Genomic DNA, 26,156 nt, shown 5'->3' with positions numbered 1-26,156 from the left:
TAGAACATTTTATACGACCCTGACATTGGTTTTGCTGTGAATCAGCAAATCTAAATCAAGGGTCGTATTTTATTTTGAGTGAGAGATATATGAAAATTGCTGGTGCAGATGAAGCGGGTCGCGGTCCATTGGTGGGTTCGGTTGTTGCGGCAGCTGTCATTTTAGATCCAAATAACCCGATTGAAGGTTTAAACGATTCTAAAAAACTCACTGAAAAAAAACGTGAAAAGTTATTTATTGAGATTAAAGAAAAAGCCTTAGCTTGGGCGATTGCTGAAAGTTCTGCACAAGAAATTGATGAGATCAATATTTTGCAAGCATCGTTACTTGCAATGCGTCGTGCAGTGGAAAAACTCAATGTACAACCAGAACACGTGTTGGTCGATGGTAATAAAGTCCCAACGGGTTTAGCAATGAGCTGCGATGCAGTCGTGGGTGGAGATGCGATTCATCCGGAGATTTCGGCTGCGAGTATTTTGGCAAAAGTGACTCGAGACCATGAAATGGTTGAACTAGATGCAAAATATCCACAGTACGGTTTTGCGAAACACAAGGGCTATCCAACCAAAGCGCACTTTGAAGCAATTGCGCAGTATGGGGTGATTGATGAACATCGCCGCAGTTTTGGCCCAGTCCGTAAAGTTCTAGAAGGGCAGTAATTAAGCTCAGTTGAACTTATATAGTAAACGCATGTTCTAGATAAATTTAAAGCGGCCTAATGAGCCGCTTTATCATTTAACAACTTAAATCTTAGCGATTATAGTTGTTTTGTGAATAATCAGTTTCTTCAAAAGATGGCTGATATTCTTGATCAATGTTTTGGAGATGTTCGTGCATTGCGCGTTCATGTTGAATTCGTTGGTAAATTTCTTCACGATGAACAGATACTTCTTTTGGAGCATTCACGCCAATACGAACCTGATTACCTTTAACACCAAGTACAGTCACGCTAACTTGGTCTCCAATCATTAATGTTTCTCCGACACGACGAGTCAGAATCAGCATGTTTCTCTCCTTGCAAAATGCAAAACCTGCAAATGATCTGTTATGTAAAATTCATAACTTGTAAAAGCAAAAAAATTTAGCAGTGCATCTGAAACAATCATTGTGACAGTCGCAAACTGAGTAAATTTTAAAATCCTCAGGTTTAATATAACAGAGCCACTATAAAAAAAACTATAGTGGCTCTGAATTTTTACGATGTTTTTCAAAATCTGTCTAACAATGACAAATTTTGACACACAGCAAGGTTAATTAAGCACGCGCGCTTGATTCACCTGTTTCACGATCTAGACCGAATGCAGTGTGTAGAGCACGTACAGCAAGCTCTAAGTATTTCTCATCGATAATCACTGAAATTTTGATTTCAGAAGTCGAGATCATCAAAATGTTAATGCCTTCTTTTGCAAGAGCAGTAAACATTTTGCTTGCTACACCAGCGTGTGAACGCATACCAACACCAACAATCGATACTTTAACGATGTCTGCGCGAGTTGCAACTTCACGTGCACCAATTTCTTGTGCAGTCGCTTCAAGAATAGCTTTCGCTTTTGGTAATTCACCACGGTTAACTGTAAAAGTGAAATCAGTTGTACCGTCTTCTTCCACGTTTTGGATAATCATATCCACTTCAACATTGGCATCACCAATTGGTGAAAGGATGTTTGAAGCGATACCTGGTTTATCCGGTACACCAAGAATAGTTAATTTAGCTTCATCACGGTTGAACGCGATACCTGAGATGATTGGTTGTTCCATGTTGTCTTCCGCTTCAGTGGTGATTAGTGTCCCGACGTTTTGTTTAAAGTTTTCGTCGAATGCGCCATCATCGTCATTATCAAAACTTGATAATACGCGTAAAGGCACTTGGTATTTACCGGCAAATTCTACAGAGCGAATTTGAAGGACTTTAGAACCAAGTGATGCCATTTCAAGCATTTCTTCAAAAGAAATACGATCAACTTTTTTCGCTTTTGGAGCGACACGAGGGTCAGTGGTGTAAACACCATCAACGTCTGTGTAAATCTGACATTCGTCAGCTTTAAGTGCAGCAGCCAATGCAACACCTGAAGTGTCAGAACCACCACGACCTAGAGTCGTTGTGTTACCTTCAGCATCAAAGCCTTGGAAACCTGCCACAACAATGACACGTCCAGCGTCAAGGTTTGAAGTCAATACATCTGTATCAATCGCTTCAATACGCGCCTTGGTAAATGCGCTGTCGGTTTTAATACCGACTTGACGGCCTGTAAGTGATTTAGCTTCAACACCAATAGAGTTAAGTGCCATTGCTAACATAGAAATCGTTACCTGTTCACCCGTAGACACCATTTGGTCTAATTCGCGTGGATCAGGGGTTTCGGTAATGGCTTTCGCTAAAGCAAGTAGACGATTGGTTTCGCCACTCATTGCAGATACAACAACCACAACTTTGTGACCGTGATCATGCCAACGCTTTACACGACGAGCAACATTTAAAATGCGCTCTGGAGTACCCATTGAGGTACCGCCATATTTTTGAACGATTAATGCCATAACTATCCTTACCAAGTAAATAAGTCTAAAGACTTAAAGCACTTACACATATTTTAAGACCGCACTTGAGCGCGATTTTAATATACCACGTAGCTCATGAACTCCAAGTTAGGAGGAGTTCAAATAGATACTTTGTGTCTGCAGGGGATTCACATGAACCCAGCCTTTTAGACTCCATTTTCATCATTTAGCCAGAGGTTGAATATTGGTTTCAACATGATGATTGAGTTTGCGCTTTCACGCATCAACAGTGTTTAAGCAGGATCCAGCATTAAAAAACACACTGCTTAAACCTGTTGATTTGCTCAAAGGAGGTGAGTCACTTTGAGCTATAGGACTTTTGGTCTTATTTTGCAGCTAACCATGCAACGAGGTCAGTCATTACTGCTTCAAGTTTGTCGCTATAAGGCGCACCACCTTGAGCCATATCAGGTTTACCACCACCTTTACCACCAAGCTCTTGACCAAGGTGTTTGATGATGTCACCTGCTTTTACAGCAGCAGTGTATTCTTTAGCAACCGAAGCAATCAGGCTCACTTTGTCGGCATCAACCGCTGCGATCACGATCACAGCATTGTCTAACTTAGATTTCACACCATCGTGCAAGTTGCGAAGTGATTTCGCATCTACACCTTGAACGGTAGTGATTAATGTTTTGCGGCCAGCAATCTCTTGAACTTGACTCAATAACTCAGCGGCTTGGAAGCTTGCTAATTTTTGGTTCAATTGTTCAATTTGTTTTTGCAGGCTAGACGCAGTGTGAGATAAAGCTTCAACTTTTTCTAAAGTTTGATCTTTTTGCGCTTTCAGCAAGTCATTAATTGCATGAATGTCACGATCAGCTTTTTGCGCAGCTTCAACAGCTTTAGTGCCTGTAACGGCTTCAATACGGCGTACGCCTGCAGCAACACCGCCTTCAGAAGTGATCTTGAATAGGCCGATGTCGCCTGTGCGTTTTACGTGAATACCACCACAAAGCTCGATAGAGAAATTTTTCTCATCTTTGGTTGTACCCATTGAAAGTACACGTACTTCGTCACCGTATTTCTCACCGAACAACATCATCGCGCCTTTTTCTTTAGCAGCATCGATGTCTAAAAGTTCAGTTGAAACAGCCGTATTGGCAATCACTTCGGCATTGACAATGCGTTCAATTTCTTGAAGCTGTTCAAATGAAACAGGTTGATCATTGGCAAAGTCAAAACGTAAAAGTTCGCTGGCAACCAATGAGCCTTTTTGCTGTACGTGCGTACCCAAAACTTGGCGCAGCGCTGCATGCAACAGGTGAGTCGCAGAGTGGTTGCGCGATGTTGCTGCACGGATATCTGCTTTAACAATCGCTTCAACCGCTTGAGCCGCTTTTAAGTTACCCATGGTCACGATGCCTTGGTGTACAAATGCGCCGCCTGATTTTTTGGTGTCTTGAACTTCAAAAATACCAGTTTCGTTTTTGAAGATACCTGTATCGCCAACTTGACCGCCACTTTCTGCATAGAACGGAGTTTGGTTTAGAACGATTAGTGCTTCGTCACCTTCAAAAACTTCATCAACTTGTTCGCCGTCTTTGTAGATTGCAACAATTTGACCTTGGCCTTGAGTTGCGTCATAGCCGTCAAATTGAGTCTCGCCTTCAACTTTGACAATTGAGTTGTAGTCGACAGCAAATTTACCAGCATCACGCGCACGTTGACGTTGAGCCGCCATTTCGACTTCGAAACCAGCTTCATCAATCGTTAAATCACGTTCACGTGCAATGTCTGCTGTTAAGTCAGTCGGGAAGCCGTAAGTATCGTAAAGTTTAAATACAGTTTCGCCTGGAATCACTGAACCTTTAAGTTGAGCCAATTCGCCTTCAAGCAATTTCAAACCTTGCTCTAAAGTTTTTGCGAATTGTTCTTCTTCTTTCAAAAGCTGTGCTTCGATACGTGCTTGCTGTGCAGCAAGCTCAGGATAAGCAGCGCCCATCACGTCGATCAGCGGCTGCAACATTTTATGGAAGAATGAACCTGTTGCACCCAATTTGTTACCATGACGTACTGCACGACGGATAATACGGCGAAGTACATAGCCACGGCCTTCGTTAGACGGGTTAACACCGTCTGCAATCAAGAAGCAGCAAGAACGTGCATGGTCAGCCACAACTTTAAGTGAAGCAGGGTATTCAACTGGTTTGTTTTCTGCTTGTGCTTTTGCTTCAAGTTCAGTGGTATCTAAACCAATGATTTCAGCAGCAGCTTTAAGTAGGTTTTGGAATAGGTCAATTTCGTAGTTTGAGTTTACATGCTGTAAAACTGCAGAAATACGCTCAAGGCCCATACCTGTATCTACAGAAGGTGCAGGAAGGGCATGCAGAACACCATCAGCAGTACGGTTGAACTGCATGAATACGTTGTTCCAAATTTCGATGAAACGATCGCCATCTTCTTCAGGAGTGCCCGGTAAGCCGCCCCAAATGTGGTCACCATGGTCAAAGAAGATTTCAGAACATGGACCGCAAGGACCTGTATCGCCCATTGCCCAGAAGTTATCTGAAGCGTATTTTTCGCCTTTGTTGTCACCAATACGGATAATGCGTGAAGCGTCTAGACCAATTTCTTTGTTCCAGATATCAAATGCTTCGTCATCTGTATGGTAAACAGTGGCATAAAGTTTATCTTTTGGCAGACCTAACCATTTTTCGTTGGTTAAGAAATCCCAAGCAAATGTGATGGCATCACGTTTGAAGTAGTCACCAAATGAGAAGTTACCCAACATTTCAAAGAATGTGTGGTGACGTGCTGTATAACCAACGTTGTCTAAGTCGTTGTGTTTACCGCCAGCACGGACACATTTTTGTGAAGAAGTTGCACGAACGTAGTCACGTTTTTCAAGACCAAGGAAGCAGTCTTTAAACTGGTTCATACCAGCATTTGTGAACAATAGTGTTGGGTCGTTGGCAGGTACCAGAGAACTCGACGCGACACGTGTATGCCCTTGCGATTCAAAGTAGCTTAAAAAAGCTTCGCGAATTTCAGCTGATGTCATAAAACGAGTACTCACAACCAAGTCTCTCCTAATTTCGATTTGGTAATAGCCTATCAAGCAAGTCTTACAAAATTTTAAAGCTGGCTTGAGATGCTGACATAAAATTTAAAAACGCTAAATTATAACGGAAAAAGGTGTAGCGACCAATGATTTTCAATGAACTATATGACTTTTTATATAATTCATTTGAATTGATTCATTTTCATTATGGTTGTGAAAATTTTGGCAGTTTTTACTCAATGGTACTTTGGTTTATTTATAAATTTAAGATGAAATTTTACTTAAATCCTAAACGCATTTTCAAATTTTAAAGGCGTGAATTAATCAGCTTATAAGTCAGGATCTGTCTTTTTTATGTGTTGAATGGGGTATTCCTTGCCATTAAATTTGAGCTGATAACGACCTTGGTCATGTTCAGCGGACGCTTTGCAGTTTTTGTGATTGTAATGGCTGCTAATGCTCGACTCTTTGATTAGGAAAATAGGGAAGCCCTTATGGGTTTGATTGCTGATGTGTAAGGTGCGCTTCAATTCTTCAGTATTCCAGTCATCACAAGCACTTTGTGTACTGCTGTTGTAGTTGGTCATTAGTCCATTTAAGACAGCTAAAATTTTTGAATCAGTTTGAATGGCATAAAGGTAAAGCAATCGTCTTGATGAATGAATACCGCCTATGTGCGATTGTTTTAAAGCAATACCCACCAAGTCCTGATCTTTTGCATAGGGAGTGAGATCAAATTGAACATTATCTAAACGTGTCGTAGGCACAATGCCTTTAGGTGACTTAAATACTTTTAGTACTTGAAATGTGCCTTTATCTATAAGATAAAGCTTTAGATCATAATTGCCCGCATTGTCCTGAATCACGTCAGTCGCATTACTAGAAAGGGCTAATAATCGACGACTATGCTGAAGTTGAATGCAGTCCTGAAATACAGGTTCATTGGCATTGGAGGAATTATCGTCTGAGAATAGGCGTTGTAATTTTTGTATCTCCGCTGATGAACAGTGTTGATATATTTGCGCTGTAGTCTCGGTTGAACCTAATAAAAATATCAAAAATATTGAGATGGAAGCGTAAAAGAGCTTTGTAGGTTTAAGCTTTTGCCAGAACAAATAAAATGGTTGTAGTGTTTGCTTCATCATTGTGATTTATAGTCTATAGAATATTTTTCTTCATTATAAAGTCGAAAAGCTATTTTGAATATTTTCACTCAACACCCATTTTAATAAGTATTAAGAGAATTAATGATTACGAATTATTGTTGAAATCCTTTAATATATAAGCGCTTTATAACTGTTTCAAAATGAAGGGTAAGTCATGCAGCGAGTGGCAATTAATGGATTTGGTCGAATCGGACGCAATGTATTACGCGCTTGGTTTGAAAATCCAAAAGAATTTCATTATGAAATTGTTGCCATAAATGATGTCGCTGATGTGGAAACCATGGTGCATTTGTTTAAATATGACACCACGCATGGTCGTTTTGCAGGCCAAGTCGAAATTCTTGAACAAGATGGCGCTATTTTTCTAGATATCTCTTGTGCTCAAGCGCATCTCAAAGTGCAAGTTTTAAATGAAGCACAGCCGAGTCTTTTGCCTTGGCAGCAACTGAATGTCGATGTGGTACTCGAATGTACAGGTTTATTTAGATCGCGAGAGGCAGCCACACAGCATATTGGTGCAGGTGCCAAACGTGTGATTATTGGTGCTGCGCCGTTTGACAGTGTTGATGCTGCGATTGTGTATGGTGTTAATCATCATGAAGTCAAAGCGACGGATCAAATTATTTCGAGTGTGTCGTGTACCACGCAGGCTTTGGTGCCTTTAGTCAAAATTATTGATGATGCCTTTGGTATAGACACAGCACTCATGACAGAAATTCATGCTGTGACTGCGGATCAGTCTGTATTGGATCATGCACATCGTGACTTACGTCGTGCGCGAGCTTCAGGTCAAAATATTATTCCAACAACCTCTTCAGCTCTGGGTGCGTTGAAACGGGTCATGCCGAAAATGGAAGATCGAATCGATGGCTATTCGATTCGTGTGCCGACTATCAATGTTGCTGCAATCGATTTAAGTTTTGTGTCTCAATCAGTTATCACCAAGCATGAGTTAAATGCAGTGTTAAGCAAAGCTGCACGTTTTGATTATCATGAAATTATGTCAGTAACCGATGAGCCCTTGGTCTCAAGTGATTTTAATCATTCACCTTATTCATTGATTGTCGATTTGAATCAAACCATGGTGGTAGGAAAGCAAGCAAAAGTTTTCGCATGGTATGACAATGAATGGGGCTATGCGAACCGCTTGCTCGATTTATGTGAAAGTTTTCACTCTTTATAAAAATTCAAACTTATCCAATATAGAAAACATCTACTAGCTTGTAGGTGTTTTTTTATTTTCTAAAATTAGATGAAAAATCATGCGTAATGTCGTTGATGTATCTCGAAAATATTGAAAAACTTTAAAAAATATTCAAGCACAGCCGATTTATTGTTTAAGATGAAAGTCAAAGAAATATATAAAGAGTATTGAGCATGATGTTGATGTTACTTTGGGGATTTATTTTATTATTGGCGCTGGCGGTTATATTTTTAATTTGGCTACAGTTTAATCGTGACGTATCGCAATCTACCGCGCATGAAACCTTGCCACTTGAAGAAAAAGTGGTGCATCTAGAAGCCAACCTGAAAAAGACCTTGGAAATTATGCAAGACCTTGCAAAGAAAATGCATATCCAGCAAGAAGTATTAGATCAAACCACTCACAAATTACAGCAAGTTGAATTGCAAAATGCAGAATTGGTGAACATTTTGGCAAAAGTTGTCAAAACCGATCAAAGCTAATCGAAAGATAAAGAAGACTGCCCATAGCTCGATATCTGCATGAAGCATGTAATCTCAAGGTATGGGTATTTTTTTATCCAATAAGATGATTCTCAATATTTATTGTCATTGGGTTCAAATCGTAGTTCACGCGTTTTTCAACATATGATCGTATGGGACTAAATCAAAATTTGTCTTAACACGGCTGCTGAAAGCATGCTAATCACAACGGTAGGCAATAATGAAAAACGTGATGCTGCAAATAGGGTAATGGCCATCACGATCAAATCAGCAGGATTATCTTTAACAAAATAAGGCGCGATCACTGAGATCAACACACAGCCGGGAACAACTTCCATAATTTGACGTTGTTTGTTGGTGAGGCTACGGTTTTTCAGTAACACATAACCCAAGATACGGGTCAGGTAAGTGGTTAAGGCAATAAATAGAATCGCGATCAGGGTGCTAGAGTGGATCATACATCATCTCCAATTAGGAAAAATGCAGAAGCAATACCCGTAACTGCGCCAATCGGAACATACCAGCCCGCAGGGAGATACAAATAAGCCAGAGATGCGGCAATCAAACTGACCAGCCATGGACGTGCCGCTTTAAAGCCTTTCCACATGCCACGTAGTAAAACAAGAAATACAGCAGGGAAGGCCATATCAAAACCAAGTCGACTAATATCGCCAAGTATCGGTCCGATCATTGCTCCTAAAGTGGTAAAGCCGACCCACATCAAATATAGAGCACAGCATAAGCCTGCATAGAACATTAAACTAAAGGCGCGCTGAATTCCCAAAGCATTAGATTTTTTTTGCGCATCGGCCAAACCTACGGCCCAACTTTCATCGCACATAAAAAATAAAGCGGTATAAACCGTGCGATTCGGGAGATGTCGTAAATACGGGACAAGGCTCGCCCCCATTAATAGGTGCCGACTATTCACTAAAAACGTAATAAACATCAGCATGAGAATATTAGGGGGATTGGTCCAAACTTGCAAAATGGCAAATTCAGAACCACCTGCAAAGTTAAGACCAGTCAAAAGCGGAACTTCTAAACTAGAAAAGCCTTTATGTGTTGCCTGAGCACCCAGAACTAATGCAAAAGGAATAATGCCCAGCAGCATTGGAATAGATGTTTTTAGACCTCGTTTAAACTCAATAGAATGCTCTGAATGGGTATGATTGAGTGTACTTTGTCTAAACATCAACATGACGTTTTCCATGAAGCGAGATCGAAAGCAATATTTTATGGATATCTGAGCAGCATTTGGCAGCTATTTTATGGAAGATTGCTTTTATTGTGCAATGAAATTGCTAAAATAAAGATTATTGTGAAATTTAGTGCCTTTATTGATGGATCAGATAGATAAACGCATTTTGCAAGCATTACAGCAAAATGGAAAACTACAAAATAATGAATTGGCCCAACTTGTTGGTTTATCGCCTTCGCCATGTTTGAGACGGGTCAAGCAACTAGAAGATGAAGGCTATATTGAAAAATATGTCGCCTTACTGAACCAGTCAAAATTGAATTTAAGTTTAACGGTATTTGCTCGGATTTGGCTAAAAGGTCAAGATGCAAAAACCGTGAATGATTTTGTTGCAGCGATTCAAACGATGCCTGAAGTGGTTGAATGTCAACTCATGGCAGGGGATTGTGACTTTTTCTTACGTATCGTCGTGGCAGATTTAGAAGCCTATCGAAAGTTTCAGATTCATCATTTAACGCAGATCGCCAGTGTGCAAAATGTAAAAACAGAGATACCGTTACAGGCTGTTAAACTAACCACAGCGCTTCCTTTGGATTGATGCTCTAGTCTTAAATGAAGTTATTGAGCCTGATCATATTTATAACTTTGTTTAAAACTTCATCTATAGAAAGTAGAATGCTTATTATTTTTTATCAAATGGTTAAAAAATAACGTTCATAGGATTTTAAAATAGAAGCATAAACATGGATTTAGTTGTAAAAGTTAAAGCTGTGGATGAAGTAATGAATGCTGAAGCATCTTTTATGAAAAAGTCGTGTGCAAGCGTAAAACTATCGTGCTAAACTAGGAGAAATCGGGTGTGCTCCCGATTTTTTTATGCGGATTTGTTCCGCGCTGACAAGAATTTAGGTTTACAACATGCCCATTTCAGAGACATGGTTATTACCTGATGGTGTAGCTGATGTACTGCCAGAACAGGCGCAAGTGATTGAATCTTTGCGTCGTGAAGCATTAGATTTCCTCGCATCTCGAGGTTATCAGTTGGTGTACACGCCATTCATTGAATACATCGAATCTCTATCTTCTCTTTCAGAATCGAATCAAGATTTAGACTTAGCCACTTTTAAAGTGATCGACCAACTTTCAGGTCGTTTGCTTGGTGTGCGTGCCGATATGACACCACAAGTGGCTCGTATTGATGCGCATGTACATCCTGTCGAAGGTGTAGCTCGTTATTGCTACGCTGGTACAGTACTACATACTAAGCCACAGGGTTTTAATACCACACGTGCACCTTTACAGTTAGGTGCAGAATTATTTGGTTCAGACAGCATTGATGCTGACGTTGAACTGATTGATGTCATGATCAACTTGCTTGCTAAAGCAGGTCATGCAGATGGTATCCATCTTGATTTAGGGCATGTCGGTTTATTCCGCAGCATGGTAAAACAAGCTGGCTTGAGTAAAGCGGTTGAACGTCAGTTATCTGACTTGTATCAACGTAAAGCGCTACCTGAACTTGCTGAATTCACACAAAGCATTCCAAATGGTGCTGACTTCTATACATTAGGTCGTTTTGCAAGTGACTTAGATGCATTGCAAGCCAATTTAACGGCTGATGTATTGGCAAATGAAGCATTTAAACTGGCTTTTGATGCAGTGAAATCGACTCAAGCGGCAATCCAAGCCCGTTGGCCTGATCTACACATTGGTATCGATGTTGTAGAACTTCGTTCATATCATTATCACACTGGTTTAATGTATGCCGTATATGCACCAAACCGTGCTGCGCCATTGGCTCAAGGTGGTCGTTATGACGGTATTGGTGAACACTTCGGTCGCGCGCGTCCAGCGACAGGTTTCTCTTGTGATCTATATGCATTAACTGCAGGTCAAGTTCAGAAAAACCAAGTTTTGGTTGCACCAAAAGGCATCGAAGCAGATTTATTAAAGGCAATTGAGGCAGCACGTACCGAAGGATTCAGTGTTGTTCAATTGTTAGGTAATGATGATTTAAGCTCAGCACCGTATGCAACGCACCAGTTGGTGAATGCAAATGGCGAGTGGACAATCAAACAAATTTAATCTCGGATGTGCCTGCGGGCACACACGTTTTTTCCAATTTTAACAGCATGATGCAATGAGGCTATTATGGGCAAGAATGTTGTGGTACTTGGTACCCAATGGGGCGACGAAGGTAAAGGTAAGATCGTCGACCTGCTCACAGATCAAGCGGCTGCGGTAGTTCGCTATCAAGGCGGACACAACGCAGGTCATACACTTGTGGTTGGTGGTAAGAAAACTGTTTTACACCTCATTCCATCTGGTATTTTACGTGACAACGTATTGTGCTTAATTGGTAATGGTGTTGTTTTATCACCTGAAGCTTTAATCCACGAAATGGAAGTTTTAGAAAAAGAAGGCGTGCCTGTACGTGAACGTCTACGTATTTCTCCAAACTGCCCATTGATCCTTCCACACCATATCGCCCTTGACCAAGCACGTGAGAAAAAACGTGGCAATGCGAAAATTGGTACTACAGGTCGTGGTATCGGTCCTGCATACGAAGACAAAGTGGCTCGTCGTGCAATCCGTGTTGCTGACTTGGTTCGTGGTGGTGCTCATCTTAAAGCTCAACTAGAAGAGCTTCTTGAATACCATAACTTCCAATTGACTCAATTCTTCGGTGTTGAAGCCGTTAAAGTTGAAGATATAATCGCTCTATGTGACGAATGGCGTAAAGTCATCGAACCTATGGTGATGGACGTTACTGGCGAACTTCATGCTTACCGTAAAGCAGGTAAGAAAATCATGTTTGAAGGTGCGCAAGGTTCACTTCTTGACGTTGACCACGGTACATATCCGTACGTTACTTCTTCAAATACGACTGCTGGTGGCGTAAGCTCAGGTTCAGGTCTTGGTCCATTACACCTTGACTATGTATTGGGTATTACTAAAGCGTACACAACTCGTGTAGGTGCTGGTCCGTTCCCAACTGAACTTGTTTATGATGCTGCTAACGATGTTGGTGATGCAATCGGTAAACACTTAGGTACAGTGGGTTCTGAATTTGGTGCGTCTACTGGCCGTCAACGTCGTTGTGGTTGGTTCGATGCTGAAATTCTACGTCGTTCAGTAGAAGTAAACTCACTTTCTGGTATTTGCTTAACTAAACTAGACGTTCTAGATGGTTTAGAAGAAGTGAAAATCTGTGTAGGTTACGAAGCAGCTGATTCTGGTTGTGTAGGTTCTTCTGATGCGCTTGCATTTGAAACTTTAAAACCGATCTACGAAACTATGCCAGGTTGGTCTGAGTCTACTTTCGGTGCGAAATCACTAGATCAATTGCCACAAAATGCAATTAACTACGTGAAACGTTTAGAGCAATTGATTGAATGTCCAATCGACATCATTTCAACTGGTCCAGACCGAGATGAAACAATCGTATTACGTCATCCATTCGACGCATAATGTTGTTGAATTAAGATGTAAAAGCCTCGCGAAAGCGGGGCTTTTTTATATAACGAAGAATACAACTTCAAAAAAGTTGATTAAATTTAAATGATGGAAAAATAAAGATTTTGAAAAAATAAGCATAAAAATATTGAGTCAGTCAATTTTTTGTATATATTTGACACTCTTTATAAATAACTAGAGATCATGATGAATTATAAAAAATCTTTGGCATGCTTTGCCGTAGCAGCTTCTTTATCAGGTTGTACCACGATTGCTGATCTTGCAGGTGCTGATTCTGCATCTTTGAACTTACAGGCAACACAGTCTTATAACGCAATGCTGAAAGACGCACAGACCAAACAAGTGCTCGATACCAAGTCTGCGACTTATCAAAAAGTAAACCGTGTTTTCTGGAAAATGAAACCATTTGCAGATCAGATGAATCAAACGGGTCAGGCTTTTGATTGGAAAGTTGCCGTGATCAAGTCTAAAGAAATCAATGCCTATGTCGCACCCGGTGGCAAAGTTGTTTTCTATACAGGAATCGTCGAAACACTCAAACTTACGGATGATGAAGTCGCTGCAATCATGGGTCACGAAATGGTTCATGCCTTAGAAGAACATGCAAAAAATAAAATTGGCGCTTCAGCACTAACCAATCTTGCGGTGAGTATCGGTTCACAATATGTAGGCAATGCTGCAGGCGGCTATGGTGCAACCTTGCTTGACTTGGGGAGTCAATTTGGTGTGGGCTTGCCGTATTCACGTAATTTGGAAAGTCGCGCGGATAAAGGTGGCCTAGTGATGATGGCAAAGGCTGGATACAATCCAGAAGCGGCGATTTCATTGTGGAAAAAAATGAATGCGAATGATAACAGTGGCAACGACGCACTGAGCAAATTTATGTCTACACACCCAAGCAATAATGACCGTATTGCTGCTATGCAAAAAATGATGCCGGAAGCGCAGCAATATTATAAAAATGCGACACCTTCGAGTGTACGTCGTTAATATCTGCGGTTTTCAAGACTAAAGTTGCATTTTAGTACGCTACACACTTTGTGTTGAGTTGCTAAAATGCAATTTGAATTAGGAAGAGAAGTGCAGGATGCAAAAGAATATTTCGACCACCATTTTTTATTCTTTATTATTTGCGATGGGGGGAGCACCCACTATTGCTATGATGATCATTCGTGCCCAAACTCAAGATCCACAATTAATTTATCAAGCCCTGATTGGGTTGTCGGTGATTATTGCCTGTATTCTTGTGCCCATAGTTTTGATACAAAATGCTGTCTTATTTTTTAAGCGAAAAAATGTGCAGTTAGAAGAAAAAATTAAGCCATTAATGCATGTGTATTTGGGCTTGAATGTGGTTTGTTTAATCTATTGGTTGGTTCTTCAATTTTCGGCTTAAAAAAATTACATAAATACTATTATAAGTCGCTACAACTTCGTTTTAAGCTCCAAACCATAAGAATATAATATCCATAAATTCACTTATATTTTAATGGTCTGGAGTAGCCTTAATGAAAAAAATAATTTTAACGAGCCTGTGTATGGCCGGTGTAATGACGATTTCGGGCTGTGCGACAGTGGCAGATATGGCAGGAGCGGATACTGCTACATTGAACGCGCAAGCAACACAAAGTTATAACAAAATGGTGACAGATGCGCGTTCTAAAAATCAGCTCGATACCTCTTCGAGTACATATAAGCGCATTAATACTGTATTCCAAAAACTACGTCCTTATGCAGACCAAATGAACCAAACGGGTCAAGCGTTCCAATGGCAATTGGCGGTCATGAAATCTGATCAAGTCAATGCCTTTGTAGCTCCAGGCGGTAAAGTTGTATTTTATACAGGTATCGTCAATAAACTAAATTTAACTGATGCAGAAATTGCAGCGGTTATGGGACATGAAATGGTCCATGCTCTTGAAGAACATGCAAAAAGTAAATTGGGTGCTCAAGCTTTAACGGATCTTGCGCTGAATATTGGTTTAAGTGCCGCAGGCAATAATGTCGGTCAATTGGGCACTGCTGCTGCGCAGTTAGGTAGTCAAATCGGTATAGGGTTACCGTATTCACGTTCTCTAGAAAGCCGTGCTGACCAAGGTGGTTTAATGTTAATGGCACGTGCAGGTTATAACCCACAAGCGGCGATTACACTTTGGGAAAAAATGAACAAGCTTGAAGGTGCGGGAGGTTCATCATTCCTGTCTACGCATCCATCAAACTCACAACGTATTGAAGCGATGCGTAAAAATCTACCAGCAGCGCAGCAGGTTTATAACCAACGTCGTTAATTCATAAGAATTAATTATCCGTTTTAAAAAGCAGGCCGTGGCCTGCTTTTTTTCTATCACGAACAAAAATCATTGATAGATTTTGATGATATTTCATTTAGAGATTTAATTTCATTATCTTTTTTATCAAATTCTTTAAGGTTGTTTTGATAAGTTTTAAAGATTGTACAATTCCGTTGCTTTAGCTTTTGATCCGATTCTTTCCATTGATAAGGGTTCCATTTTTTTTCGTTACTTATTTTAATGGATGAATTTTCTAGGTCGGTTAAAAAATGTTTTGCAAATTTAGTTCCATACCAAACATTATCTTTAAATACCAGTGAACCATCAATATAAGTTCTCTTTAGAAGCTCATCGGGGACTAAGAATGCATCTTTTTGTTGTTTGAAAAACAAACGCCGCCACATGTGATTATAGTTTTTATTAAAGAATTGCTCATTAACTTGTAATGCATTTTGGGGTAATGCACGTAATTGAGTTGTTTGCGGTGTAATATCACGTCTAAGTGCACGTTCAGCCCAATTAGCCATACTTTCCAAGTACCATGCGTTTTTAAATTGTGCATAGCTATATTGGTATAAATGAAATAATTCGTGAGTGATCGTAGTCTAATAATTTCCAGGAAAGTCTTTTAATTGATTTGAAATAGAAATGCTGATAAAGCAAAGATTATTTTTAAGATTCGTGGCACTTGGCGCTCGAGATGAGTTTTCATAGGCGAGCCCATTTCCTTTTAGTTCGTGTACATATATGGCAATAGCCTTTACATTCTTATATCTTGGGCTTTTTAGAGGATGTCTAAATCCTGCTAGTTTAAAGATATCTCTTGATGCGACTGCTTGGATGGCAATATCTTCGATATAGTCAGGAATTGCATTATTGTTTGTATCGTTCAGATTTTGGATGCGGTCTCTACTTTTCTGTTTATCCGAATAAAAAATATAGAATTCATCTTTTTGATAGACGCGATTGAGTTGCTTTGCGCTTTTTAATTCGAAACTGCTACAAGTATCGCTAGATCCGTATGCTGGAAAAGACATATTTATGAGACATAGACTTAATAGAAGGGTATGAGTTTTCATTCTTATTCAATAAATTATTTGCTTTACATGAAATATAGCAAATAAAAAAAGGCAAAGTAAAAACTTTGCCTTCTTGCACTAGAGATTGGAAGATCTTAGTGGTGGTGACCGCCTGCACCGTGTACGTGACCGTGTTCAAGTTCTTCAGCAGAAGCTTCACGGATTTCAACGATTTCAACTTCGAAAGTTAAATCTTGACCAGCAAGTGGGAAGTTTGCATCAACAAGAACGTTGTCGCCTTCAACCGCTTTAACTGTCACGATTTGAACGCCGTCATCAGTTTGAGCTTGGAATTGCATACCAGGTTGGATGTTGTCCACGCCTTGGAACATTTGAGCAGGAACTTCTTGAACGAGATCAGGATTGTATTCGCCATAACCTTCAGCAGCAGGAACAGTTACAGTGAATTTTTCACCAACAGTTTTGCCTAAAAGTGCTTTTTCAAGACCTGGAATGATGTTACCAGCGCCGTGCAAATATGCTAGTGGCTCACCTTGAGATTGGTCGAGAGTTTCACCCTCTGCATTAGTCAATGTGTAGTGGAAAGAAACCACAGAGTTATTTGCAATAGCAGTCATGTTATTGATCCATTCAATTTTTTAAGGGTTACATCATAAAGTGAAATTGCACTTTTGTAGACTAAATTTATCAAAAAAATGCAATTTTTAAATGTTTATGATGCTTTTTTCATTAATTGGGGCAGATCTGTAAATTTCAATGCAATTTAATTTTAGGCGCGATTTTTCGTGTAACAAAATCTTTAGCCGTTAATAGTCCTGCATGTGCATAGCCGTAAATTGTGGCTTGATGCATTCGATACAATGAAACATACATTGATTTGGCAACAAAGCCTTGAACATTGACCTGACCTAAAAGTTCACCTACTGCTTTATGTTTACTTAATGAGACTAGGGAGCCTTTGTCTGAAAATACGAACATTGGGAGTTGCTGACCACGGATGCGTGCCTTTAAGCAATCCACGAGAAATGACGCTTGTTGGCTGGCAACTTGAGCGCGTGGGCCGAGGACGGGTTCATCTGCACGCGGTTGGCAATGAGCACAATCACCAAAAGCGAAAATGTCAGGGTAGGCTTTGGTTTGTAGTGTTGCATACACACTTAAACGCCCCATACGGTCTTTTTCAAAACCTTCAAGCTTCTAAATCACTTCTGGTGTTTTAATACCTGCAGCCCATACTTTCAGTTCAGCTTTAATTTTACTGCCATCATTAAAATAAACATGTTCAGCATCGACTTTTTCCACACGTTTAGAGGTTAAGACCTCAATTTTCATGCGTTGTAATTGCTGCTGTGCATGCTCGGCCATTTTTTCAGGGAGTGCAGGCAGAATCCGATCAGCACCTTCAATTAAATTGATCTGTACGCTTTGCGGATGAATTTTATTTAAACCATATTTATAAAAATTATGTTTGGCTTCGACCAATTCTGCGGAGAGTTCAACGCCAGTTGCACCTGCGCCAATAATGGCAATTTTCAACTCACGTGCTGTATTGCTATTTTGCGCATCCAAATATAACTGTAAGAGATCTTGTTGGAAGATTTCAGCTTGTTGTAGGCTGTCCAAATAGTGGCAATGTTCATACACGCCCGGCGTGTTGAAATCGTTAGAAACTGAGCCTAAAGCAAGAACAAGGGTGTCATAACTCAGTTGCAGTTGTTCTTGAGTAGATTCATATTTTCCTTGTTGGACTTTGCTGAGCTGAATGGTTTTTTCAGTAGGATGAACATTTTCAAACTTAGCCAAGACAAACTCATAATGATGCTTCGCAGCATGCGCATAGTAGTTGATTTCTTCTTCGCTGACTGACATCGTGCCTGCGGCAATTTCATGTAAAAGGGGTTTCCAGACATGCGTGAGTTTCATATCTACGAGGGTAATGCGCGCTTTCTTTTTTTTCCCGAGTAAATCACCGAGTTGCGTAACCAGTTCTAAACCACCAGCACCACCACCGACAATGACAATATGGTGTAACTTGGAGTCATCAGCGTTATTCATTGAATTACCTATTTTATTATTGTTGAAAAAAAGAAGATGGCACGAGTATGTCATCTTCTTTATTGCACAAATAACGAATTGTCTTACAAGTTACATAATCACATCATTGACCTAAAGGGTAGGTTTTAACTTCTGCTGCATCCGTATTAAAGATGCTAAAAAGGCCTTTGATCCACATCATGAAACGCTCAAAAATATTGGCTTCTTCAATTTGCACGTCATCTTCGATATCAAAGGTATTGATCAGCTGATTATTTTGATAAACAGTAACGGTGGCTAATTTCATTACTTCAGCCAAAGGCGCAGTGAGTTCTTTTTCATTTACTTCAACACTCAGTTTAGTCTGTGTTTCATGAAGTGGTTCAATGGCTTGAATTTGGCCATTGCTAGTATTTAAAAGAATACGTTGCTGTGTAGGATCAAAAGCTTTTAAATCGATGGCATAAGCTTGATCATAAAGTGAAGTTGTAATCAGTTTAGGTTGTTGAGTTTCCACCTTAAACATTTTCAAGGTTGATTTAACCACAGGTAATTCTGCAATTAATTGCTTATCTTTGATTGCAACTTCATTACGTGTATAGGTATAAGCCAAGTTCATGAGGTTGTGTGCTACTTCTGCACGTTTTAATCCACTTTTTGCCCCTAATACTACAACAATCAAACGACGTTCTGGCGCGTCAGGATTCGCGATCAAACGGTTGGCTGTTAAAGCTAAGTTATAACCTGCAGCTTTAGTAAAACCTGTTTTTAAGCCATCAACGGTGGGATCTTGTTTTAATAAGATATTGGTTGCACGGTGGAAGCGTTGGTTATAACTAAAACTTTGTTGTTTTGAATAATACAAATAGTCAGGTGTGTCAGTCACCAGTGCTTGCCCTAAACGTGCAAGGTCAGCCGCCGATGAATAATGTTCTGGCATGGTAATACCGGCTGGATTTTGAAAATTGGTGTCATTCATGCCCAAAGCTTTAGCTTCTTTGTTCATGCGTTCAATAAATTTTGGAATATCACCAGAAATGCGTTCAGCTAAAGTCACTGCGGCATCATTGGCTGACATGACCACAAGACCTGCTAAAAGCTGATCAACTGAAATTTGTTCACCAGCTTTGAGATACATTTGTGATTCATCCCATTGAACCACTTGTACGACTGGGGTTGCGGTTAAGATTTCATTTTTCTTTAAATGACCTGCTTTAATTTCCTTTAAAGCAATATAAGCCACCATCATTTTGGTAAGTGAAGCAGGGGCACGCTGAACATGGCTATTATGTTCTGCAATCACCTGACCCGACTGAGGGTCTAAAATGGTCCAAGCTTCAGCTTCAACGGTTTCAGGGACAATATTTAAAAGGGCAGCATTTGCTATCGTGGAGCATAGAAAACTAAGCAGCGCGATGAGGTAAATCATGTGTTTCAATGAGGTTCCTTAACCAACCATTCCGTTGGTGGTAAAACGAAAAAATTTTTAGGCATGCTATGCCTTTTTTTTTCTGCTGACTAGTCATTATTGTAGACAATTGCGACAGTTCCGCATTCAGTTGTAAAAAATGTTAATCTAATTGATAAGTTATCTTTTATTTATTTTATATCGCCCATTATGTTGCATTATCAAATCGAATTTGACGATTATCGTCAGCATCTAGTCCATGTCACTGCACGTTTCTTGGCAAATCCTACACAGGTGCTTTCGTTGCCTACTTGGATTCCCGGAAGTTACTTAATCCGTGAATTTTCGAAGCATATCGAAGCCGTTCGAGCATATGATGAAGATGGGCGTTTGTTACAAATTGAGAAATTTGAAAAAAATAAATGGCGTTTATTCAATACAGATCATGAGTTGATCACGGTTGAATATGATGTATATGCCTTCGATTTATCGGTCCGTGGTGCTTATGTCGATCAAAGCCGTTTATATGTCAATCCAGCTTGCGCATGTTTAGGTTTAGTTGACCAAGAAGATACAGCCATTGAGGTTGAAGTTTTCTTGCCACCCGAGTTAAAGCATTTCCAACTTGCGACTGGATTAAAGTCAAAAAGTTTAGTGAAAGGTCGTTATACCTTATATGCAGATAACTATGCTCAGTTAATTGATGCACCGTTTGAACTGGCGGAACAAACCCGTTTTAGTTTTGAAGCCAACGGCATTCCGCATGAGTTTGTGGTGTCGGGCAAACATGCTATGAACGCGCAGCGTATGCAGCAAGACATCGAAAAAATTTGTTCGACTGAAATTTCAATGTTTGGTTCGGCGCCATTTAAAGACTATACCTTTATGACCATGGCAACGGCCAATAGCTATGGTGGTTTAGAGCATCCAAACAGTACGAGTTTAATTAGCCCACGTGATGATTTGCCAAAAGCCAATGAACCTGTAGAACCATCGGCAGATTATCAACGTTTCTTAGGGTTATGCAGCCATGAATATTTCCACTCATGGTTGGTAAAATTTATCCGTCCAGAAAACTTTGTGAATTATGACCTCAACAAAGAAGGCTATACCTCTTTGCTTTGGATTTTTGAAGGTTTTACATCGTATTATGATGATTTGATCTTGCTGCGTAGCGGTGTGATCAATCAGGATTCTTATATCAAGCTTTTAAAAGCACAAATAGATCGCTATTTGCAAAATCCGGGTCGTGAGATTCAAACTGTGGCTGAATCAAGCTTTGATGCATGGGTGAAATTCTACCGTCAGGATGAAAACTCAAATAACGCAGGTACAAGTTACTACAACAAAGGTTGCCTCGTTGCATTGTGTTTAGATCTAGGCTTACGCCTGCGCGGTTCTAGCCTTGATGCCTTAATGCGTAAGCTATATGAAAATGCGCAAAATGGCATTCAAGTCAATGAACGGACTATTTTCAATTTATGTAATGAATTAACAGGTGATGATTGGTTAGAACAAATCAATCACTTGATTAATACTACAGATGAATTGCCGTTAGATCAGTTGTTCCCTGAGTTTGGCTTAAGCTATACACTCAAAAATGACAAATCATTGCCATTTGGTTTAAAACTGGCTGATAAGCCTGAAGGTGTGTTGGTTCAGTCTGCTCGCCGTGACGGTGCGGCGGCAAAAACTGGCTTGTCTGCAAATGATGTGATTATTGCAATTGATGGTCTAAAAGCGACAGTTAAATTGGCAGAAAAATATGCCAAGCAAGATGGAACTTATACCGTACTGGCATTCCGCCGCGATGAACTGATGAGCTTTGAAGTGAAAGCGGCAGGTTCAGAATTAACTGAAGTTGAACTTAAAGTGGAAGATCAGGCTAAAGCGGAGAAGTGGTTGAAGGCTTAATGCAAATCTAATTAACTTGTTAGATAAAACCCATACACTCGTATGGGTTTTATTGTTGAAATTCTAATTGATTAGTATCTTGTCGGCATTTATTCTTGCCCATAGTCATTAAAACATTCATGTACTGAACGTATTAAATTACTTTAAAAGTTTGAGCTTTAATTTCTATCGAATAAAATTTTTAATTAATAGATAACAGCTTTTTTTGCATGACATTTATAAAAACTCAGTTCTTGAGATTTTGCCCTCAAATCTTCTGCAAGTTGTTGAGTCACGATTTGTTCAATATGTTGAGCATTTAATTTTGGCTTGATATATGCAGCTTCAGTAATCTGCCCAATAGTTTTACGTTGTATTAATTCGAGATCTAAATAATTTTGAATAATTTCATCTTTTTCAGAATATTCACGACAAACAGAAATAACAATGCGACCGGTTTGGATCGATTCAGATAACATCGTTGCACTATCTTCAGTCACAAAAATATATTCACTACGCTTTAACACATCGCAAATAGAAGTTTTAGAACATGTATTCACAAGCTCTATATTTTTATCTTTTAACATTTGAATTACATGTTCTGATAACGCAGGCGTTCTACGAGAACATATGACCGAAGCCTGAATTTGATGTTGATCTGCAAATTGAATAAATTGCTGAATCATCTCTTCAAAGTCTTGATGGGTAAAAGGGTACTCTTTTGTCGGTCCGCCAATTAACAGACATGCTTCATGATTCGACGGAATATGCGCTAAGCGAGTAATTTTAGAAGGTACAGCACCTGTAGGAATAATGATTTGTCGACCTGAATGATCTTCGGGAATCGTTGTAATAGTCCAATCGATAAATTGCCAATTAAATTTACGTGTCCCGCCTGCATAAATAAGCGGGATATTGAAACGTTGAGATAAATAAGCGGCATAAATTAAATTAGGCATACCTGAACAGACAATAACGTCGGTATGCTCTAAGTTTCTCGGTAAGAATTTAAAGTATAAGCGCCCGAGTGTGCGAAACAAATTTGGGAAATGAGATAATTTCTTAAAAATACTCACTGTACGCTTAGGTAAAGTGGGGATTACAAACTGCTCAGATTGTAAATAAAAGCGCTTCTCAATCATTTCACTGACAGCAATTGCTGGATTTAAATGTCCAATTCGGTTGTCATGAATAATTAATACTTTGCTTCTATTGTGTGTAGATGTGCTGCTCATTTTTGATGTTTAATTAATCAATGTTTATCTCGTTATCGTTAATATTAGAAACGAAACATTAATTAAATCTTAAACATTATTAAATTTATAAAATTGCAAAGGCCTACATCAAATGTAGGCCTTTTTTGAAGCTTTTTATCAACGTCCGTTACGGCCGCGGCCACGTGGGGCTTTGGTATTCGGACGAGTTGTACCATTGGTACGGCGTTTTGGTTTTTCGCTCTCATCCATTTGCCAGATACGTTTTGTACCAGACTTTTTCACTGAACCATCTTTATTCTTACGAACCATTGGCTTACCACCGGTACCGCCTGGTTTTTTCACATAAGAGCGCGAACGGTAAGGTTCTTCTGCAGGTACATTTTGAAAATCAGGGTAAAGTAAAGGCTCAATTTCTTTGGTTTCACCAGGTTCTAAAGCCAATTGAACTAAATCGATTGCACCAATACGTGTACGAATTAAACGTAAAGTCGGGAAACCCACTGCTGAAGTCATACGACGAACTTGGCGGTTGCGGCCTTCACAAATTTGGATTTCAACCCAAGAGGTTGGAATGTTTGCACGGAAGCGTACAGGAGGATCACGTTCCCATAACCATTCTGGTTGTTGTACTTTGATGGCTTTGGCTGGCAAGGTCATACCATCTTTCAGCTCAACGCCTTTACGTAATTGCTCAAGTGCTTCTTCTGTGATCTCACCATCGACTTGTACTAAGTAGGTTTTGAACTTTTTATTTTCAGGGTTGGTAATGTACTGATTTAAACCACCATGATCAGTTAAAAATACCAAACCTTCAGAGTCCATATCTAAACGACCTGCAATACGTAGACTAGGATCGTCCACGAAGTCAGATATGGTCATATGCGCTTCGTCTTTACGGAATTGGGAGAGCACGTCATATGGCTTGTTTAAGATGACGATTTTCATAGGAAATAACTTCTATTAATTACAATAATTCAAATTGGTTAAGATTTATTCAATAGGGAAATGCAGCTATTTCCCATCTAAATCTCAAAAAAGGTAGATTTGCTTTAGAGTATTATGCGTGAAGCGCAATTAAAAGTCTTATCAAACAGCAATTATTTTTTCACTCGCTTCTCAGGGAGGATCATAAAAATGGGTTATCAGAAGATCGTCGTTCCAGTGGATGGGACAAAAATTACAGTAAATTCAGACTTATCATTCAATGTTCCCAATAATCCAATTATTCCATTTATTGAAGGTGATGGTATTGGTGTTGATATCACGCCCGTGATGAAAACCGTAGTGAATGCCGCAGTACAAAAAGCTTATGGTGGAAAACGTGCAATAGAATGGATGGAAGTCTATTGTGGTGAAAAAGCCAATAAAATTTATGGCACCTATATGCCTGAAGAAACCTTTGAGGCTTTACGCGAATTTGTAGTTTCAATTAAAGGGCCGTTAACGACGCCTGTCGGTGGCGGTATTCGTTCGCTGAATGTTGCATTACGTCAAGAATTAGACCTCTACGTCTGTGTGCGTCCAGTACGTTGGTTTAAGGGCGTTCCTTCACCTGTTCAGCATCCTGAACGTACAGACATGGTGATCTTCCGAGAGAACTCAGAAGATATATACGCTGGGATCGAATGGAAAGCAGATTCACCTGAAGCCAAGAAAATGATCAAATTTCTTAAAGAGGAAATGGGTGTTACTAAGATTCGTTTTGAGGAAAATTGCGGTATCGGGATTAAGCCTGTATCTAAAGAAGGTTCTCAGCGTTTGGTGCGTAAGGCCATTCAATTCGCCATTGATAACGATAAGCCGAATGTCACTTTAGTGCACAAAGGTAATATCATGAAATATACCGAAGGAGCGTTTAAAGAGTGGGGCTATGAAGTCGCAGTTGAGCGCTTTGGTGGTGAATTCTTGGATGGCGGTCCTTGGGTCAAAATAAAAAATCCGAAAACGGGTAAAGAGATCGTGATTAAAGATGCGATCGCAGACGCTTTTTTACAACAAATTCTCATGCGTCCGACCGATTATTCAGTTATTGCTACCCTGAATTTAAACGGTGACTATATTTCGGATGCCTTGGCGGCTGAAGTTGGCGGTATTGGTATTGCACCGGGTGCCAATATTGGTGGCGCGGTACAAGTTTATGAAGCGACACATGGCACTGCACCTAAATATGCGGGTCAAGACAAAGTAAACCCTGGGTCTATTATTCTGTCTGCAGAAATGATGCTGCGAAATATGGGCTGGACTGAAGCGGCAGATCTAATTATTAAAGGTATTGCGGGGGCGATTGAAGCCAAAACAGTGACCTATGATTTTGAACGACTCATGCAAGGTGCAAAACTCTTGCGTTGTTCGGAGTTTGGACAAGCCATCATTGAGCATATGGACTAACTTTATTTGCTAATCTAGGTGTAAAAAAGCTAGATGCATAAAAGGCTAGGTAAAAAGGATTGAATCATTCAGTCCTTTTTTAGGACTAAACATTAAAAACACAGAATCATAGCTTCTCAATACCATTCAAAAAACAGCAATCAAAAGGTGACTTCACGCAATCAATCAGATGGTCTGGCATGCTTGTCATGTTACTAAAAGTTTAAAACCGCACTATTCGAGTGAACTTAGGTAATGCAGAAAATAGAGGGGGATTGATTTCAAATTAATTATTCTCCAGAAATTTTACAATGACGTAATTCGAAACATTTATCGGGTTGGTTCCATGAAAATTAGCGGTACATTGGTTGTTGTCCTTTAGTAGATGTACATCTAGTAACAGTACATTGTGATACTTATGATGATAAGGAGAAATGAAATGTCTCGTAAACAGCATCAACAAAACCAACAATCTGATTAACAGCAGCAAAATGATCAGCAACAACAACAGCAACAGCAACAAGACCAAAAGAAACAGAAACAACAGCCACATCAACGAAATCAGCGTCAACAACATCATTAGTAGGCTAAAGACTTTGTGAATCAAAGTTCATTTGGCCGAATGGTTTTTAATTGATCGAAATTTAAGTTTTATACGTAGACGAGAAGGAGATGAATTTGTCTAAGAAAACCAAATCACTTAAAAAGGAAATTAAAGCGAGGTTGAACAAAATTTCAAAGCATAATTCTGCTCTGAAAAAATTAAAGAAAAAGCTGAAAAAAGCTTAGCCCATTCACTCTTTATCAAAATGAAAA

24 protein-coding genes and 1 pseudogene are annotated in these 26,156 nt (G+C 39.7%); 11 read left to right on the top strand and 14 right to left on the bottom strand.

Annotated elements, in window-relative coordinates; genetic code table 11:
• Nucleotides 1–89 precede the first annotated feature (89 nt).
• Entirely contained in the window at nt 90–659 is a 570-nt protein-coding gene (rnhB, locus tag FTU79_RS11235) for a ribonuclease HII (protein WP_180050094.1), read from the top strand.
• Nucleotides 660–750: 91 nt separating this feature from the next.
• On the opposite strand, the gene csrA is transcribed toward rnhB, so the two are convergent.
• The 4 genes from csrA to FTU79_RS11215 form a co-directional block, all read right to left on the bottom strand.
• Nucleotides 751–1,005 (bottom strand): carbon storage regulator CsrA, encoded by a 255-nt coding sequence (csrA, locus tag FTU79_RS11230; RefSeq protein WP_078189080.1) that lies wholly within the window; start codon nt 1,003–1,005, stop codon nt 751–753.
• A 249-nt stretch (nt 1,006–1,254) separates the two neighbouring features.
• Nucleotides 1,255–2,535, bottom strand: a complete 1,281-nt coding sequence (locus FTU79_RS11225) for an aspartate kinase (protein ID WP_078189079.1) — start codon at nt 2,533–2,535, stop codon at nt 1,255–1,257.
• Between the two features lie 346 nt (nt 2,536–2,881).
• On the bottom strand, nt 2,882–5,575 hold the full coding sequence (alaS, locus tag FTU79_RS11220; protein ID WP_180050091.1) for an alanine--tRNA ligase: 2,694 nt from the start codon (nt 5,573–5,575) through the stop codon (nt 2,882–2,884).
• 314 nt (nt 5,576–5,889) lie between these two features.
• On the bottom strand, nt 5,890–6,618 hold the full coding sequence (locus FTU79_RS11215; RefSeq protein ID WP_180027215.1) for a hypothetical protein: 729 nt from the start codon (nt 6,616–6,618) through the stop codon (nt 5,890–5,892).
• 262 nt (nt 6,619–6,880) lie between these two features.
• Here FTU79_RS11215 and FTU79_RS11210 point away from each other — a divergent pair, with 262 nt between their 5' ends.
• Together FTU79_RS11210 and FTU79_RS11205 are read left to right on the top strand one after the other, a co-directional pair.
• The gene (locus FTU79_RS11210) at nt 6,881–7,909 is read left to right on the top strand and encodes a type I glyceraldehyde-3-phosphate dehydrogenase (RefSeq protein ID WP_180042042.1); all 1,029 of its coding nucleotides are present in this window, start codon (nt 6,881–6,883) and stop codon (nt 7,907–7,909) included.
• A gap of 200 nt (nt 7,910–8,109) precedes the next feature.
• Nucleotides 8,110–8,412 (top strand): hypothetical protein, encoded by a 303-nt coding sequence (locus tag FTU79_RS11205; RefSeq protein ID WP_168379360.1) that lies wholly within the window; start codon nt 8,110–8,112, stop codon nt 8,410–8,412.
• 158 nt (nt 8,413–8,570) lie between these two features.
• On the opposite strand, the gene FTU79_RS11200 is transcribed toward FTU79_RS11205, so the two are convergent.
• Together FTU79_RS11200 and FTU79_RS11195 are read right to left on the bottom strand one after the other, a co-directional pair.
• Nucleotides 8,571–8,870, bottom strand: coding sequence for an AzlD family protein (locus FTU79_RS11200; protein WP_180003989.1), 300 nt, complete (start codon nt 8,868–8,870; stop codon nt 8,571–8,573).
• A complete protein-coding gene (locus tag FTU79_RS11195; RefSeq protein WP_180050088.1) occupies nt 8,867–9,613 on the bottom strand; it encodes an AzlC family ABC transporter permease in 747 nt (248 codons plus the stop codon). The genes FTU79_RS11200 and FTU79_RS11195 overlap by 4 nt, the downstream gene beginning before the upstream one ends.
• 142 nt (nt 9,614–9,755) lie before the next feature.
• On the opposite strand from FTU79_RS11195, the gene FTU79_RS11190 reads away from it, so the two are divergent.
• The 6 genes from FTU79_RS11190 (at nt 9,756) to FTU79_RS11165 (ending at nt 15,378) form a co-directional block, all read left to right on the top strand.
• A complete protein-coding gene (locus FTU79_RS11190; protein WP_180050086.1) occupies nt 9,756–10,211 on the top strand; it encodes an Lrp/AsnC family transcriptional regulator in 456 nt (151 codons plus the stop codon).
• Nucleotides 10,212–10,531: 320 nt separating this feature from the next.
• Nucleotides 10,532–11,698, top strand: coding sequence for an ATP phosphoribosyltransferase regulatory subunit (locus FTU79_RS11185; protein ID WP_168379351.1), 1,167 nt, complete (start codon nt 10,532–10,534; stop codon nt 11,696–11,698).
• Nucleotides 11,699–11,764: 66 nt separating this feature from the next.
• Nucleotides 11,765–13,084: an adenylosuccinate synthase gene (locus FTU79_RS11180; protein WP_180009418.1), complete on the top strand. Its 1,320-nt coding sequence runs from the start codon at nt 11,765–11,767 to the stop codon at nt 13,082–13,084.
• A gap of 192 nt (nt 13,085–13,276) precedes the next feature.
• Nucleotides 13,277–14,080 (top strand): M48 family metallopeptidase, encoded by an 804-nt coding sequence (locus FTU79_RS11175; protein ID WP_078194387.1) that lies wholly within the window; start codon nt 13,277–13,279, stop codon nt 14,078–14,080.
• A 97-nt stretch (nt 14,081–14,177) separates the two neighbouring features.
• Nucleotides 14,178–14,486, top strand: coding sequence for a hypothetical protein (locus FTU79_RS11170; RefSeq protein WP_078194385.1), 309 nt, complete (start codon nt 14,178–14,180; stop codon nt 14,484–14,486).
• Nucleotides 14,487–14,598: 112 nt separating this feature from the next.
• The gene (locus tag FTU79_RS11165) at nt 14,599–15,378 is read left to right on the top strand and encodes a M48 family metallopeptidase (protein ID WP_168379353.1); all 780 of its coding nucleotides are present in this window, start codon (nt 14,599–14,601) and stop codon (nt 15,376–15,378) included.
• Nucleotides 15,379–15,434: 56 nt separating this feature from the next.
• Here the strand turns inward: FTU79_RS11165 and FTU79_RS11160 are convergent, their stop codons facing one another.
• The 5 genes and pseudogenes from FTU79_RS11160 to FTU79_RS11140 all read right to left on the bottom strand — a co-directional run bounded on the left by FTU79_RS11160 (nt 15,435) and on the right by FTU79_RS11140 (nt 19,893).
• Entirely contained in the window at nt 15,435–15,908 is a 474-nt protein-coding gene (locus tag FTU79_RS11160; protein ID WP_180009419.1) for a hypothetical protein, read from the bottom strand.
• A 78-nt stretch (nt 15,909–15,986) separates the two neighbouring features.
• Complete coding sequence (locus FTU79_RS11155; RefSeq protein WP_180009420.1) at nt 15,987–16,418, bottom strand: hypothetical protein; 432 nt, start codon at nt 16,416–16,418, stop codon at nt 15,987–15,989.
• A 137-nt stretch (nt 16,419–16,555) separates the two neighbouring features.
• Nucleotides 16,556–17,038: a peptidylprolyl isomerase gene (locus tag FTU79_RS11150; RefSeq protein WP_078189067.1), complete on the bottom strand. Its 483-nt coding sequence runs from the start codon at nt 17,036–17,038 to the stop codon at nt 16,556–16,558.
• Between the two features lie 136 nt (nt 17,039–17,174).
• Nucleotides 17,175–18,476, bottom strand: a pseudogene (locus tag FTU79_RS11145) (NAD(P)/FAD-dependent oxidoreductase).
• A gap of 103 nt (nt 18,477–18,579) precedes the next feature.
• Nucleotides 18,580–19,893 (bottom strand): D-alanyl-D-alanine carboxypeptidase PBP6B, encoded by a 1,314-nt coding sequence (locus tag FTU79_RS11140; RefSeq protein ID WP_306669884.1) that lies wholly within the window; start codon nt 19,891–19,893, stop codon nt 18,580–18,582.
• A gap of 180 nt (nt 19,894–20,073) precedes the next feature.
• Here FTU79_RS11140 and FTU79_RS11135 point away from each other — a divergent pair, with 180 nt between their 5' ends.
• A complete protein-coding gene (locus FTU79_RS11135) occupies nt 20,074–21,777 on the top strand; it encodes a M61 family metallopeptidase (protein WP_180009423.1) in 1,704 nt (567 codons plus the stop codon).
• A gap of 185 nt (nt 21,778–21,962) precedes the next feature.
• Here the strand turns inward: FTU79_RS11135 and FTU79_RS11130 are convergent, their stop codons facing one another.
• Together FTU79_RS11130 and FTU79_RS11125 are read right to left on the bottom strand one after the other, a co-directional pair.
• The gene (locus tag FTU79_RS11130; RefSeq protein WP_180009424.1) at nt 21,963–22,991 is read right to left on the bottom strand and encodes an ELM1/GtrOC1 family putative glycosyltransferase; all 1,029 of its coding nucleotides are present in this window, start codon (nt 22,989–22,991) and stop codon (nt 21,963–21,965) included.
• A 138-nt stretch (nt 22,992–23,129) separates the two neighbouring features.
• Nucleotides 23,130–23,918, bottom strand: coding sequence for an rRNA large subunit pseudouridine synthase E (locus FTU79_RS11125; RefSeq protein WP_180009425.1), 789 nt, complete (start codon nt 23,916–23,918; stop codon nt 23,130–23,132).
• A 189-nt stretch (nt 23,919–24,107) separates the two neighbouring features.
• Here FTU79_RS11125 and icd point away from each other — a divergent pair, with 189 nt between their 5' ends.
• Nucleotides 24,108–25,361 (top strand): NADP-dependent isocitrate dehydrogenase, encoded by a 1,254-nt coding sequence (gene icd, locus FTU79_RS11120; RefSeq protein WP_180009426.1) that lies wholly within the window; start codon nt 24,108–24,110, stop codon nt 25,359–25,361.
• Between the two features lie 395 nt (nt 25,362–25,756).
• On the opposite strand, the gene FTU79_RS16590 is transcribed toward icd, so the two are convergent.
• Nucleotides 25,757–25,891, bottom strand: a complete 135-nt coding sequence (locus FTU79_RS16590; protein WP_257224295.1) for a hypothetical protein — start codon at nt 25,889–25,891, stop codon at nt 25,757–25,759.
• Nucleotides 25,892–26,156 lie beyond the last annotated feature (265 nt).

Source organism: Acinetobacter sp. YH12144, assembly GCF_013418345.1.
GTDB lineage: Bacteria > Pseudomonadota > Gammaproteobacteria > Pseudomonadales > Moraxellaceae > Acinetobacter > Acinetobacter amyesii.
Note: the sequence above shows the minus strand (reverse complement) of the source record. Positions and strands in the feature narration are given on the sequence as shown.

Bases quoted from the DNA above. Each gene is read 5' to 3' on its own strand.
- rnhB (WP_180050094.1), top strand. From the start codon at position 90: ATGAAAATTGCTGGTGCAGATGAAGCGGGTCGCGGTCCATTGGTGGGT.
- csrA (WP_078189080.1), bottom strand. From the start codon at position 1,005: ATGCTGATTCTGACTCGTCGTGTCGGAGAAACATTAATGATTGGAGAC.
- FTU79_RS11225 (WP_078189079.1), bottom strand. From the start codon at position 2,535: ATGGCATTAATCGTTCAAAAATATGGCGGTACCTCAATGGGTACTCCA.
- FTU79_RS11210 (WP_180042042.1), top strand. From the start codon at position 6,881: ATGCAGCGAGTGGCAATTAATGGATTTGGTCGAATCGGACGCAATGTA.
- FTU79_RS11200 (WP_180003989.1), bottom strand. From the start codon at position 8,870: ATGATCCACTCTAGCACCCTGATCGCGATTCTATTTATTGCCTTAACC.
- FTU79_RS11195 (WP_180050088.1), bottom strand. From the start codon at position 9,613: ATGTTGATGTTTAGACAAAGTACACTCAATCATACCCATTCAGAGCAT.
- FTU79_RS11190 (WP_180050086.1), top strand. From the start codon at position 9,756: ATGGATCAGATAGATAAACGCATTTTGCAAGCATTACAGCAAAATGGA.
- FTU79_RS11185 (WP_168379351.1), top strand. From the start codon at position 10,532: ATGCCCATTTCAGAGACATGGTTATTACCTGATGGTGTAGCTGATGTA.
- FTU79_RS11180 (WP_180009418.1), top strand. From the start codon at position 11,765: ATGGGCAAGAATGTTGTGGTACTTGGTACCCAATGGGGCGACGAAGGT.
- FTU79_RS11175 (WP_078194387.1), top strand. From the start codon at position 13,277: ATGAATTATAAAAAATCTTTGGCATGCTTTGCCGTAGCAGCTTCTTTA.
- FTU79_RS11170 (WP_078194385.1), top strand. From the start codon at position 14,178: ATGCAAAAGAATATTTCGACCACCATTTTTTATTCTTTATTATTTGCG.
- FTU79_RS11165 (WP_168379353.1), top strand. From the start codon at position 14,599: ATGAAAAAAATAATTTTAACGAGCCTGTGTATGGCCGGTGTAATGACG.
- FTU79_RS11160 (WP_180009419.1), bottom strand. From the start codon at position 15,908: ATGGCTAATTGGGCTGAACGTGCACTTAGACGTGATATTACACCGCAA.
- FTU79_RS11155 (WP_180009420.1), bottom strand. From the start codon at position 16,418: ATGTCTTTTCCAGCATACGGATCTAGCGATACTTGTAGCAGTTTCGAA.
- FTU79_RS11150 (WP_078189067.1), bottom strand. From the start codon at position 17,038: ATGACTGCTATTGCAAATAACTCTGTGGTTTCTTTCCACTACACATTG.
- FTU79_RS11135 (WP_180009423.1), top strand. From the start codon at position 20,074: ATGTTGCATTATCAAATCGAATTTGACGATTATCGTCAGCATCTAGTC.
- FTU79_RS11130 (WP_180009424.1), bottom strand. From the start codon at position 22,991: ATGAGCAGCACATCTACACACAATAGAAGCAAAGTATTAATTATTCAT.
- FTU79_RS11125 (WP_180009425.1), bottom strand. From the start codon at position 23,918: ATGAAAATCGTCATCTTAAACAAGCCATATGACGTGCTCTCCCAATTC.
- icd (WP_180009426.1), top strand. From the start codon at position 24,108: ATGGGTTATCAGAAGATCGTCGTTCCAGTGGATGGGACAAAAATTACA.